We start from the raw sequence: 12,116 nt of genomic DNA, 5'->3' as shown, positions 1-12,116 counted from the left end.
CAGGCCGCGGTGCAGGAGGACAGGCAGCCGTGGCTGCCGCTCAGGGCTCGACCAGGTTCAGCTGTTCGAAGCCGACGGCCTTGGCCGCGTCCACCAGGTCTTTGCTTTGCTGGGTCAGAGAGTCGATCGTGGCCTGGATCTTGGCGCGTGCGGCGCTGTCGCGTGCGCCCTGGATGGCCTGGTCGAACGGTGCCGGAATGGCTTGTGCCGAGGCCACGGACTTGGCAATCTGCAGCGAGGTCTTTTCGGCGATCACCGGGTCCTGCGCTGCCACCCAGTCGCGCAGGCCGGGGCCTTGCAGCACCGTGCCGTTGCGGCGCTGGTAGTGGCCCAGCCAGACATTCTGGATGCCCTGGGCGTTGGTGACCGCGTCGCGGTGGGTGTTGTCCGAGAAGCAGGAGTGCTCGTCTTCCTGGTCACGGCTGGCCATGGCCACCTCCAGGCGCTCGCCCGCCAGTTCGCCGCGCGACAGCGAGCCCAGGCCGATGAACACCTTGCGCAGGGATTCGTCGCCGCCCTGGTCGAAGGCCGCGCGGAAGTTGTTCTTCACGCCGGGCTTCCACTGGTCGGCCACGGATTGCAGGTCGTCCAGCAGCAACTCGGTCACCACCTTGAGGTAGGCGCGGCGGCGGTCGGCATTCGGCTTCTTGCCGTCCACGAAGTCGGTGTAGGGGCGCGCGCCGGGGCCGTGGTCGTCCAGGTCCTGGCCCCACAGCATGAATTCGATGGCATGCCAGCCGGTGGAGATGTTCTCCTCGCCGTCGTGCTCGTTCAGCGCGGCCAGGCGTTCCTTGGTGATGGGCAGCTTGCGGTTGTTGATCAGGCCGGCGTTGTCATCGCCCACCACGTAGTCCACATAGGACTCGTCCATGGGCCAGGCGTTGATCTGGCCCTCGGGGCCGTCGGCGTTGTCGATGGGGCCGTCGTAGAAGCGGAAGGCCTCGGTCTGGCCGTAGAACTCGCGGGCATCCAGCCAGGCCTTGCGCGCCGCGTTCTGGGTGGCGGGGCTGGGCTTGGCCAGGAAGGCATGGATCGCCTTTTGCATCTGCTGCGCGGCTGCGATGGTGTCGCTGTAGTTGGCATACACCAGGGTGCTGTAGTGCTGCACCACGGCCGAGGCCTGGAGCGCGCTGGGGCGGGCGCTGGTCGCAGCGGGTTGGGCGGCGGAGGCCGGTGTGGCCGCGAGGGTACCAAGGGTCAGGGCACTGGCAATCAGATAGCGATACATAAGGCAGGCAGTGGCACAAGGCAGAATCAAAGGTGCGCGGATTCTACGCGATTGATAATTATTTTTATTTGCTTTGTCGCAACGCGGCCGGGCCGTGGCCTGAGGGCCCTTCGCTCAGAGCAGCACCGTGCCCCGCACGCAGGTCACGGTCTGCCCGCCGATCCACAGCTGCTGCTGCGCGTCCTGCTGCACGGACACCCAGCCGTCGCGCCCCACGCAGGCGCCCTGGTTGGCCATGTAGGGCGCCTGCAGGTGGCCTTGTGCGATCAGCCAGTCGGCCAGGCTGCCGTTCAGGCTGCCGGTGACCGGGTCTTCGACACCCGTGGTGGAAAAGGCCCGCACTTCCAGCTGGGCCTGGGCTGTGGCCGGTGCGGCGCGCAGGCCGGTGGCAAAGGCTTCGGCCTCGCGGCAGGCGCGGCCGATCAGCGGCGTGGCGTCGTCGGCCTGGTAGCGTGCCGCTACGCCCACCTTGTGGCCCAGGGCCTTGATGCGCGCCAGGTCCGGCTCCAGGCCGAGCACGGTGTCCGGGCTGTCCAGCAGCAGGCACAGCCAGTGCGGGCCGTTGTCCAGGTAGGCGGCGTCCAGCACCTGCTCGTTGGTGATGCCCAGGGCCTCGTAGATCAGGTGCAGGTGGGCAGGCAGCGGCAGGGCGCGGGTGGCCGGGGTGGCAAATGCCAGCCCGGCGGCCGAGGGCTGGATGGGGATCAGGCCCTTGGCGCACTCCTGCACGATGCGTGTGGGGTCCTGGGGCGTGCCGCCCTGGGTCAGCCAGGCATGGCAGGTGCCCAGCGTGGGGTGGCCGGCGAACGGCATTTCGGCGGCCGGGGTGAAGATGCGCACGCGGTAGTCGGCGCCCTGGGCGCGGCCGGCCTCCGTCGGCGGCAAAACGAAGGTGGTCTCGGACAGGTTGGTCCAGCGCGCAAAGCTTTGCATCTGGCCCTCGTCCAGGCCCTGGCCATCCAGCACCACGGCCACCGGGTTGCCCCGGTAGGGCTCGGCGGTGAAGACGTCCACGGTCATGAACGGGCGGGTGGTCAGGGGTGGGCAATGGGCGGACATGGCGGGGTTCCCAATCAGAGCGAACAAAAAAGCGCATAGCTTGCGAGAAGCTATGCGCTGTGCACGATACGCCACCCGGGGTGGCGTCCAGGCGATTATTTGGCCTGGAGCGCGCGGATGGCGGCGGCCAGGGCGGCAATACCCTGGTTGATCTGCGCGGGCGAGACGGTCACGTACGACAGGCGCAGGGTGTTGTGTTCGGCCTCATCGGCAAAGAAGGGCGCGCCAGGCACAAAGGCCATGCCGCGCTCGACCGCTTCGGGCAGCAGCTCCTGGGCGTTCATGCCCTTGGGCAGGCGCACCCACAGGAACATGCCACCCACGGGGCGTGTCCAGCTCACGTCCAGGCCTTCCATTTCGCGCTCCAGGGCCACCAGCATCACATCGCGCTGGGCCTTGTACATCGCACGGATGGTGGGGATGTGCTGCTGAAGGAAGCCGTCCTTCATCACCTCTGCCACCACGCGCTGGTTGAAGCTGGGGCTGTGCAGGTCGGCGGCCTGCTTGGCCTGGGTCAGCTTGCCGTAGACCGACTTGGGGGCCACGATGAAGCCCACGCGCAGACCGGGGGCCAGCACCTTGGAGAAGGAGCCCATGTAGATCACGCCCTCGGGGTTGCGCGCCGCCAGCGGCAGGGGCGGCTCGCCCTCGTACCACAGGTCGCCGTAGGGGTTGTCCTCGATCAGGGGGATGTCCAGTTCCTTGGCCTTTTCCACCAGGGCCTGGCGGCGCGCCTCGCTCATGGTGCGGCCGGTGGGGTTCTGGAAGTTGGGCAGCACGTAGGCGATGCGGGCCTTGTCGGCACCGTTGCCGACCTTGGCGGCGAAGTCCTCGACCAGCATGCCTTCGTCGTCGCTGTCCACACCGACAGCCACGGGCTCCATGGGGGTGAAGGCCTGCAGGGCGCCCAGGTAGGTGGGTTTTTCCACCAGGATGCGGCTGCCCTTGTCCATGAAGATCTTGGCGATCAGGTCCAGCGCCTGCTGGCTGCCGGTGGTGATCAGCACCTGGTCGGGGTTGACGTCCCAGGGCAGGAAGTCGGCGATGGCCTGGCGCAGCGCAGGGAAGCCTTCGGTGGTGGAGTACTGCAGCGCCGCGGCGCCGTCACGCTCCATCACCGCGTTGCAGGCGGCGGTGAAGGCCGTGATCGGGAAGCCCGCGGGGGAGGGCAGGCCACCGGCCATGCTGATGATGCCGGGACGGTCGGTGAGTTTCAGAATCTCGCGGATCGCGGAGGAGTTCATCTTGGCGGCACGTGCAGCCAGGGTCCAATTCGTCATAACTACTCAATCTCTAGAAGCGGCGCGCGCACTGTGCGCGTGCCGGACAAGGCGTGGTGCAAAGAGCATACCGTTGTGGGGCATGGCCGTGTCACCCGGAAACTACGCATAGCCGGGCGCTGCGGCAATGGGCGTCGGGCACGGGATGGGCGGCGGCGCCGGTGCAGCTATTGTGGGGCGAAGCGCCGCGGCTTGCAGGGGCCGGGCCGAAAAAATCACCGCCGCTTCAGGCGCGCAACATCCAGGCTGCGGTGCCCACCAGCAGGGCGGCCATCAGGCGGTTGAACCACAGCAGGCGCCGGCCGTGGGCCAGCCACTGGCGCAAGGCAGCGCCGATGCAGGCGTAGCACAGGTTGCTGCAGAAGGCGTAGCTCGCCATGACGGGGAGCACGACGAGCATGCGCTCGGCAAAGTTGGCCTGGCCAGCGACCCATCCTGCGACGATGGTCAACGCCAAAAACCATGCCTTGATGTTGATGAATTGCAGCAAAACCCCTTGGGCAAAACTGATTTGCAGCTGCGCGGGCCGCGCCTGGGCCAACTGGCCGCTGCCCGACAGCTTCCAGGCCAGCCACAGCAGGTAGCCGATGCCCACGGCCTTGATGCCCGCGCGCAGGGGGGGCAGGCCGGTGATCAGCGCGCCCACGCCCAGGGCGCACAGCCCCAGCAGCAGGGTCCAGCCGACGGGCACGGCCAGCACGAAGCGCAGGCTGTGGCGCAGGCCGTGGTTGGCCGCCATGGCGGTCGACAAGGTGGTGTTGGGGCCGGGGGTGAAGCTCATGGCCGTGGCCAGAATGAGCAGGGCGGTGAATTCGTGCAGGGGCATGGCGGGCGGGGTCAACAGGGGCGCACTGTAGGCCGCTGCGGGGTGCCGCGCCAGCGCGTTTTCACCGACGGCATGGGGAGCTTGTCAAAAACCGAAGCTGCTGGCGCTGGTCTTGTCTGGTGTTTGAGGGATTTTCGATCCGAAAAGCTTGCCAGATGAGCGCCAGTTGCTTTGATTTTTGATGGCTTTACCAGCTGGGCCGCTGGTTGGGCCATTCGCACACCAGACGCAGCAGGGTGCGGTTGACGTGCTCCAGGCTGATCTCGTGCTCCTCGCACAGGGCGCGGATGGCGTGGGCGCCGTCCTCGCTTTCCAGTGCCTGGGCCAACTGCAGGCTGGGGGCGTACGGGCCTTCGCCCTGCACGGCGGCCTGGGGGATGCGCTCGGACAGCGGCAGCCGCGTGAGCGTGGTCTCCAGCGGCTCGTCCAGCACCTCGTGCAGGCGTGAGAACAGGCCGCACAGGTAGACCTCGCTGCGCAGCTCCTGGCTGACGCCGGCATCCAGCAGGTGCGAGGTCAGCGCGGCGCGCATCACCATCGACAGGCGGATGGGCTGCAGGTCCTTTTCGTGGCTGGCGTGGATCAGCTGGGTGCCCAGCCATTCCTTGAGCGTGCCGTAGCCCAGCATCACCAGCGCACGGCGCAGCGAGTTGATGGGGTTGCGCGCGCCCAGGGCGGCCGAGTTGGCGTACAGCATGAAGCGGTAGGCCAGCAGCGGGTCCTCGCTGAGGATGTCTTCAAAGGTTTCCAGCGACTGGTCGGCATCGACGGCCTTGAGCAGCCGCAGCACGTGCTCGTGCGAGGGGTGCAGCACGCGGGCGCCGCGCAGCTTGTGCAGCACGTCCTCGTCGGGCCAGCCGGCGATGGCGCTGGCATGGTAGTGCTCCAGGCAGCGGCGTGCCAGGGCCTGGCTGTGGATGTCCTCGTACATCTGCCCTTCCAGCAGCGACAGCCGCTGGGACACGGCCTGGTCGGCCGTGGCGTGCATCAGCGCCAGCGCATCCTGGGGTTCCAGGTGCAGCAGGCTGCAGGCGAAGTTGTTGGCTTCCTGGGCCGTGGGCAGGCGTTCCATGCTGCCGCGCCAGACCAGGCGCACGCCCTTTTCGGCGGCGCGCGTGGTCAGGGCGCGCAGCAGGGCGTTGGCGTTCAGCCACTCGGCGCGCACTTCCAGCGCCCAGGAGGGGTTGGGGCCGATCTGGGCCAGCAGGCCTTGCAGCAGCGCCGGCGATTGCGGCGACAGCAGCAGCAGGGGGGCGTGGGGCGACCACATCTCCTGCAGGATGCGCAGCAGGTGGGCCGTGTCGGCCGGGTTGTCGGGCGTGTCGTGCAGGAACAGTTGCACGCCCGCCAAGTGGCGCTGTGCATTCCACAGCGGGCGATAGCCCATCACCAAAGCATTCAGAACGAATTCCACAGCGCAAGCGCTCCGTGTTGAGGTCTAGGGAGGGCTGCCGTTGCCAGCCGCCCGGGACCGGGTGGCCCCGCCGTTGCGGGACCACGCACCCAGGCTAGTGGGGGCAGCGTTCAGCGGATGTAGTCGAACAACGACAGCTTCTGGATGGAGGCGTAGGACTGCAGCGCCGCCGAGACCGCGGTTTCCTGGGTCTTGAGCTGTGCAATCGCCTTCACCATGCCTTCGGAGTCGTAGTCTTCCGCGGCCACGCGCTGGGCCTGCACCTGCTCGTCGCGGGCGTCCAGCGTGTTGTTCATGCGCTGGGCCTGGTTCAGCAGGTCCCCGGCGACGCCGCGCACGGTGGAGATGCGGTTCAGCGCGGTGTCCAGCTCGGCCAGCGACTGGGCGATGCCATGGGCCAGGGCGCCGGAGTTGGTGCTGCCGTCGGGGTTGCCGCCGTTGCGCACCGTGGAGATGGCGTGGTCGATGGCATCGAAGACGGAAATGGTTTCGCTGGGCTTGACGGTGAAGCTGTCGCCCACGGCCGGTTCGCCGCTGATGGTCAGCACCATGCCGGCGACATCGATGGCGTCGCCCGCCTTGTAGGGCAGCATCGTGGTGCCGCCATCCAGGCTGTACGACAGCACGCCGTTGTCGTCGTGGAAGCTGATGGTCACCTGCACGGTCAGCGCGGTGGCGGTGGCCGGGTCCTTGATCACGCCGGCGTCGGTGTGGGCCTTGCCCTGGTTGGCCGGGTTGGCGTCCACGGCCAGCACGCCGTTGCCGGTCTTGCCGCTGAAGAAGGCCAGGGCACCATCCAGCGAGTTGGTGATGGTGTATTCGCTGCTGTTGGGCTGGCCGGACTGGATGCCGTTGCCGCCATTGGGGAACGGCGTGTTGGCCTGGGTGTCCAGACCGCGGAACAGGGGCAGGCCGTTGCTGTCCGTGCGGTTGCTGTACTTGAGGATCTGGTCGCGCAGGCTGGTCAGCTGCTCGACCAGGGTGTCGCGCTGGGTCTGGTTGTAGGTGCCGTTGCCGGCCTGCACCAGCAGCGTGCGCAGCTCCTGCACGGCGCTGTTGATTTCGCCCAGCGTGCCTTCGGCGTACTCGACGGTGGCGGTCTGCGCATCCAGCATGCGCTTGTCGGTCTCGATGCGGTCCAGGCGGGTGCGGGCGCGTTCGGCCAGGGCGGCCGCCACGGGGTCGTCACTGGCGCGCAGCACGCGCTTGCCGGCCGTGGTGTGTTCCATCTGGCTGGCCAGTTCCGCTTGCTGCTTGCTGATGTTGCTGATGGTGCGGTCATACATGTTGGCCGTACCCAGGCGTGTAATGCTCATGGAGAACTCCTAAACCTTGATGAATCAGCCGCCGACCGCGTTGAGCACGCTGTCGAACAAGGATTGCGCGGTTTGAATGATCTTGGCCGAGGCCTGGTAGGCCTGCTGGTACTGCAGCAGGCGCGCGGCTTCCTCGTCCAGGTTCACGCCCGATACCGCTGTGCGATCTGCGTTGAGGTTGTTGGCCACGGTTTCGGACAACTCGGCCGCGTACTTGGCGCTTTGGGTGCGCGTGCCGATCACGGCCATGGCCGAGGAGAAACCGTCGCTCAGCGTGGTGCCGCCGTCGAAGATGGTGGTGTCGCGCAAGGCCAGGAAGGCCGAGGCGTTGCCGGCGTTCAGCTTGTAGCCGTCGCCCAAGTCTTTGGCATTGCCCACGGTCACGGTGTCGGTGCCGTTGGCGCCAGGTGTGCCTGTGAGCGTGATGTTCCAGCCGTTGATCTGGATGGCCTGGCCCGAGGTGTAGGGCGCGGCGGCCGAGGCGGCACTCCAGCTGCTGGTGGCCGGGTCGTAGGTCTGGTAGCTGTAGTTGCCGGCGCCGTCGAAGGTGATGCGCACCGGGGCGTTCTGGGCCGGCACGCCGGCCAGGTCCGTGGCGCGCAGGCTGCTCATCTGCAGCGTGCCCTGGTTGCCCTGGTTGATCTTGGCGGTCACGGCGCTGGACACAGCCAGGTCGCCGGCGTTGTGCACCAGCGGCTGGATTTCGTCGGCGGCCGCGCTGAAGGGCTGGAACAGGATGCTCTGGCCCTGGGTGGCGCTGGCGGTGACCGTGGCGGGCACGGAGAACTGCAGGCCATCGACCTGGGCATCGATACCGTTCACCGGGTCGATGGGCAGGTTGGTGGTCTTGCCGTCGGAGATGCGGATCAGCTGGGCGTTGCTGCTGCCGTCGAACAGGATCTTGTAGTCCGAGGCGACCAGGCTGCGTGTGTCGGTCACGGTGGCCGTGGCGCTGGTGGCCGGGTTGCTGACGTCGTAGCCGGTGATGTTGCTCCAGCCCTGGGTCTGCGTGGTCAGCTTGAACAGGTCGGTGCCGTAGTTGCCCGACAGGGTCAGGCCCAGCTTGTTCTGCTGGTTCAGCTCCGAGCCGATGACCAGTGCCAGGCGGCCCAGCAGGTTGCGGCCGACGACCAGGTCGTCGTTGTTGAATTTCAGCAGGCCTGCGATCTCGCCGCCACCCACCATGTTGGCGGTCAGCTCGACCTGCTCGCCATTGGGCTGGCTGAAGTACAGCGACAGCTTGCCGCTGCCCGGGTATTCGGTGGTTTCTGCCACGCTCAACTGGCCGGCGCTGCTGCCCAGCACCAGCGGCTGGCTGCCGCCGACGAACAGGTTGATGCCGCCGTTGTCGGCGTCCACCTGGCTGGTCTGCACGTACTGGTTGATCTCGCGGATCAGCTGCTCGCGGGCGTCCAGCAGGTCGTTGGGCTGGTGGCCCGAGGCCACGGCGCGGCTGATCTGGGTGTTCAGCGCGGCCACCTGGCCTGCCAGGTTGTTCACCAGGGTGACGTTGTTGCCCAGCTGCTGCTGGGTGCTGTAGTCCTGTTCCTTGAGCGTGGCCGAGGCCGCGCGGAAACGCGCCGTTAGCTCGCTCATGCGGGTCAGCACCACGTTGCGGGCGGTGCCGTCGGAAGGTGCGGCCTCCACGTCCGCGAAGGCATTCATCACGCTGTTGATGGCGGCGCCCAGGCTGCTGTCGCCACCCGAGTACACGTCCTGCATCTGCATCAGCGACTGGTAGCGGATGGCGTCGGCGGCGCTGGCGGCATTCGCTGCGTTCGACTGCTTGCCCAGTAGCTCGTTGTAGTGGCGCATGACGGTGGCCACTTGCACGCCCTTGCCGACAAAGCCGTTGCCCACGTTCTGGCCGATCAGGGCGCTGGTGGCCACGGTCTGGCGGGAGTAGCCGGCCGAATTCGCGTTGGCGATGTTGTGGCCGGTGGTGGTCAGGGCGTGCTGGTTGGCAACCAGGGCGGAAACGCCGACGTTCATCAAGCTCATGGTGGAGGTCTTTCTAAAGCTTTAACCTTGGGTGCCCTGCTGCGCGGCGCGGGCACTTTCAATCGCGCGGGACAGCTTGCTGGCGTAAAGAGGGTCGGTGGCATAGCCCGCGTTCTGCAGGGCCGTGGCGTAGGCCTTGGCGTTGCCCGTGCTTTCCACGGCCTGCGCATAGCGCGGGTTCTCCGTGATCAGGCGGGCGTAGTCGCGGAAGGAGTCTTCGTACGAGTCGTAGGCGCGGAACTTGGCCTTGACCTTGCGGGGAATGCCGTCGACGTATTCGGTGGTGGTGATCTCGGCCACCTTGCCCTTCCAGTTGCCCGTGGCCTTGATGCCGAACAGGTTGAAGGAGTTGCTGCCGTTGTCGCCGCGGATCTCGCTCTTGCCCCAGCCGGTTTCATGGCCGGCCTGGCCCAGCATGTAGCTGGCGGGAATGCCACTGTCGCGGGCCACGCGCTCGGCGGCGCTGCTGTGGGCCTGGACGAAGTTGTCACGCCCCTTGGGCGATGGCGCATAGGCGTCCAGAAAGGCCGTGCTGCCCACGCCCGAATTGCCCGACAGCCCCGGATAGCGCGGGGTGCGGCCGGCAAAGCTGACGGTGGAGGGGATGCTGAAATTGCGTTCGGTGCCGCCCAGGGCCGCTGCGGGATTGACGCCGGCCTCGGACGGATCGATGCCCATGGAGCGCGCGATCTGCGCCGTGATGGCATCGGCCAGGCCGCCGGGCATGCCCGCCATGGAGACGGACAGCTGCTGGTCCATCATCGAGTCGGCCAGCTTGGAGCTGTCGTTGTCCAGCAGGCCGCTTTTCATGGTCGCCTGGCGCATGCTCTTGATCATCTCGTGCATGAACAGCGACTCGAGCTGCTTGGCAGCTTCGCGGGCGGCTTGCGGGTTGTTCGCGTTGGCCTGGCTCTTCAGGCTGTTGAGCGAATTGATGTCGGTGGCCAGCGCATTGTTGGCCGACAGAGACAAATTCATATCACCTCCAGCTCGGCGTTCAGGGCACCGGCGGCCTTGATGGCCTGCAGGATGGCCAGCAGGTCCTGGGGCGTGGCGCCCAGGGTGTTCAGCGAGCGCACCACATCGGTCAGTTGCGGCGAGGACGGCACGCGGATGACCTTGCCGGGCTCCTGCGTGACGTTGATGTTGGTCTTCTCCGTCACCACGGTCTGGCCCTGCGAGAAGGCGCCGGGCTGGCTGATCACGGGGGTGGAATCGATGGTGATGGCCAGGTTGCCGTGGGCAATCGCGCAGGGGCCCAGGGTCACGGCCTGGTTCATCACGATGGAGCCGGTGCGGGCATTGATCACCACCTTGGCGGCCGGCTTGTTGATCGGCAGGGTCAGCTCCTGGATGTCTGCGATGAAGCCGACGCGGGCGCCGGGATTCACGGGCGCGCGCACTTCCACGGTGCGGCCGTCCAGGGCCATGGCGGTGCCCATGCCATGGCGGCCATTGATGGCCTTGACCACCTGGCTGGCGGTCTGGAAATCGGTGTCGTTGAGGCCCAGCTTGATGGTGTCGCCGTCATTGATGGGCGTGGGCACGGCCCGTTCGACCTGCGCGCCCTGGGGGATACGGCCGGCGCTCAGGTGGTTGATCTGGACCTTGGAGCCGCCTTGCGAGGCCCCGGCGCCACCGACCACCAGGTTGCCCTGGGCCAGGGCGTAGATCTCGCCATCGGCGCCGCGCAGCGGCGTGGTGATCAGCGTGCCGCCCTTGAGCGACTTGGCGTTGCCCATGGACGAGACGTTGATGTCGATCTGCTGGCCGGGCTGGGCAAAGGCGGGCAGCTCGGCAGTCACGATCACGGCCGCGACGTTCTTGAGCTGCAGGTTGTTGGTGTTGGCCGTGGCTGGCAGCGTGATGCCCATCTGCTGCAGGTAGTTGGACAGCGTCTGGGTGGTGTAGGGCATCTGGGTGGTCTGGTCCCCCGTGCCATCGAGGCCGACCACCAGGCCATAGCCGGTCAATTGGTTGGACCGCACGCCCTGAACCGAGGCCACTTCCTTGATGCGCAAGGCGTGGGCGGGAGCGGCCAGCATGCCGCCGCTGAGGGCCAGCAACGCCAGGGCGAGGCGTGCGCTGCGGAATGTGGGGAGCGTGGACAGTACTTTCATACTGCCCAATTCTGGAGAGCTTTAGAAAGGGATAAAGCTCAAAAAGAAGCGCGACAACCAGCCAATTGCCTGCGCTGTATTTTGCTGGCCGCGGCCGCGCGATTCCACGCGCACATTGGCCACCTGGGTGGAGCTGATGACGCTGTTCGGCTGCAGCTGGTAGGGGTCGACGGTGCCGGTGAAGCGCAGCACATCGACGTTCTGGTTCACGCCGATCTGCTTTTCGCCGGTGACCACCAGATGGCCGTTGGGCAGCACTTCGACGACGGTCGCGGTGATGGCGCCGGTGAAGGTGTTGGCGCTGGTCGTGCCGCCGCCGCCTTCGAAATCGGCATTGCTGCCGGCACCGATGGTGCCGGCCTTTTTCAAGGTGTTCAGCGCCCCGCCGGTGATGAAGGGAATCGCCGTCAGGCTGCTGGAGATCGAGCTGTCGCGGTTCACGGTCGATGACGATTGCTGACTGGCCGTCACGCGTTCGGCGATCTGGATGGTGACCATGTCCCCGACCAGGCGGGCGCGGCGGCTTTCAAATGGTGGGCGGTAGCGGTTGGCCTGGAACAGGCCGCCCGTGGCCTGGGCCTGCTGCTGGGGCACGGCAATCGCCGTGGCAGGCAGCGGGTGGGTCTGGCTTTGCAGGTCCACCGGGGGCGGGTCGTTGAAGGCGCAACCGCTGATGACCAGGCTGGCCGCGCCCCACAGCGCAATGCGGGGCGTGCGCTGGGCCAAAGCGAAAACTTGGGAGGAGGGGCGAGAGGCGGCGGACATAAGCGCTCCGGGAAATGCAAAACAGGAGCGGCTTGCGCTGGTGCAGACTGGGTTTGCAATGCTTTTTGCTTTGAAACCCTCGCTGAACAAGCGCCAGGCGCTCTGAA

Annotated in this window: 10 protein-coding genes; all 10 read right to left on the bottom strand. The window is 67.0% G+C overall.

Annotation, left to right across the window (positions count from 1 at the left end):
* Positions 1 to 40: 40 nt before the first annotated feature.
* The 10 genes from CA2_RS05695 to CA2_RS05650 all read right to left on the bottom strand — a co-directional run bounded on the left by CA2_RS05695 (position 41) and on the right by CA2_RS05650 (position 12,009).
* Positions 41 to 1,228, bottom strand: coding sequence for an imelysin family protein (locus tag CA2_RS05695; protein WP_042413655.1), 1,188 nt, complete (start codon positions 1,226 to 1,228; stop codon positions 41 to 43).
* Positions 1,229 to 1,342: 114 nt separating this feature from the next.
* The gene (locus tag CA2_RS05690) at positions 1,343 to 2,287 is read right to left on the bottom strand and encodes a PhzF family phenazine biosynthesis protein (protein WP_042413652.1); all 945 of its coding nucleotides are present in this window, start codon (positions 2,285 to 2,287) and stop codon (positions 1,343 to 1,345) included.
* 95 nt (positions 2,288 to 2,382) lie between these two features.
* A complete protein-coding gene (locus tag CA2_RS05685; RefSeq protein WP_042413649.1) occupies positions 2,383 to 3,567 on the bottom strand; it encodes an aminotransferase-like domain-containing protein in 1,185 nt (394 codons plus the stop codon).
* A gap of 226 nt (positions 3,568 to 3,793) precedes the next feature.
* Positions 3,794 to 4,393, bottom strand: coding sequence for a LysE family translocator (locus tag CA2_RS05680; protein WP_042413644.1), 600 nt, complete (start codon positions 4,391 to 4,393; stop codon positions 3,794 to 3,796).
* A 187-nt stretch (positions 4,394 to 4,580) separates the two neighbouring features.
* Positions 4,581 to 5,807, bottom strand: coding sequence for an HDOD domain-containing protein (locus tag CA2_RS05675; RefSeq protein ID WP_369441157.1), 1,227 nt, complete (start codon positions 5,805 to 5,807; stop codon positions 4,581 to 4,583).
* A 110-nt stretch (positions 5,808 to 5,917) separates the two neighbouring features.
* Positions 5,918 to 7,123 carry a flagellar hook-associated protein FlgL gene (gene flgL, locus CA2_RS05670; RefSeq protein WP_042413641.1) on the bottom strand — a complete coding sequence of 402 codons (1,206 nt, stop codon included), beginning with the start codon at positions 7,121 to 7,123 and terminating at the stop codon, positions 5,918 to 5,920.
* Positions 7,124 to 7,147: 24 nt separating this feature from the next.
* Positions 7,148 to 9,124: a flagellar hook-associated protein FlgK gene (gene flgK / locus CA2_RS05665; RefSeq protein WP_042413635.1), complete on the bottom strand. Its 1,977-nt coding sequence runs from the start codon at positions 9,122 to 9,124 to the stop codon at positions 7,148 to 7,150.
* Between the two features lie 21 nt (positions 9,125 to 9,145).
* Positions 9,146 to 10,102 (bottom strand): flagellar assembly peptidoglycan hydrolase FlgJ, encoded by a 957-nt coding sequence (gene flgJ, locus CA2_RS05660; RefSeq protein ID WP_042413632.1) that lies wholly within the window; start codon positions 10,100 to 10,102, stop codon positions 9,146 to 9,148.
* Positions 10,099 to 11,244: a flagellar basal body P-ring protein FlgI gene (locus tag CA2_RS05655; protein ID WP_042413629.1), complete on the bottom strand. Its 1,146-nt coding sequence runs from the start codon at positions 11,242 to 11,244 to the stop codon at positions 10,099 to 10,101. The genes flgJ and CA2_RS05655 overlap by 4 nt, the downstream gene beginning before the upstream one ends.
* A gap of 21 nt (positions 11,245 to 11,265) precedes the next feature.
* Positions 11,266 to 12,009, bottom strand: a complete 744-nt coding sequence (locus CA2_RS05650) for a flagellar basal body L-ring protein FlgH (RefSeq protein ID WP_081888882.1) — start codon at positions 12,007 to 12,009, stop codon at positions 11,266 to 11,268.
* Between the last annotated feature and the right edge of the window lie 107 nt (positions 12,010 to 12,116).

This window comes from Comamonas aquatica NBRC 14918, assembly GCF_000739875.1.
Lineage (GTDB): Bacteria > Pseudomonadota > Gammaproteobacteria > Burkholderiales > Burkholderiaceae_C > Comamonas > Comamonas aquatica.
This window is presented reverse-complemented; position numbering and strand designations above follow the sequence as displayed.

What these genes read in the sequence shown, in the direction of transcription:
- CA2_RS05655 (WP_042413629.1), bottom strand. Translation starts at nt 11,244, where the DNA reads ATGAAAGTACTGTCCACGCTCCCCACATTCCGCAGCGCACGCCTCGCC.
- CA2_RS05695 (WP_042413655.1), bottom strand. Translation starts at nt 1,228, where the DNA reads ATGTATCGCTATCTGATTGCCAGTGCCCTGACCCTTGGTACCCTCGCG.
- CA2_RS05680 (WP_042413644.1), bottom strand. Translation starts at nt 4,393, where the DNA reads ATGCCCCTGCACGAATTCACCGCCCTGCTCATTCTGGCCACGGCCATG.
- flgL (WP_042413641.1), bottom strand. Translation starts at nt 7,123, where the DNA reads ATGAGCATTACACGCCTGGGTACGGCCAACATGTATGACCGCACCATC.
- flgJ (WP_042413632.1), bottom strand. Translation starts at nt 10,102, where the DNA reads ATGAATTTGTCTCTGTCGGCCAACAATGCGCTGGCCACCGACATCAAT.
- flgK (WP_042413635.1), bottom strand. Translation starts at nt 9,124, where the DNA reads ATGAGCTTGATGAACGTCGGCGTTTCCGCCCTGGTTGCCAACCAGCAC.
- CA2_RS05685 (WP_042413649.1), bottom strand. Translation starts at nt 3,567, where the DNA reads ATGACGAATTGGACCCTGGCTGCACGTGCCGCCAAGATGAACTCCTCC.
- CA2_RS05650 (WP_081888882.1), bottom strand. Translation starts at nt 12,009, where the DNA reads ATGTCCGCCGCCTCTCGCCCCTCCTCCCAAGTTTTCGCTTTGGCCCAG.
- CA2_RS05690 (WP_042413652.1), bottom strand. Translation starts at nt 2,287, where the DNA reads ATGTCCGCCCATTGCCCACCCCTGACCACCCGCCCGTTCATGACCGTG.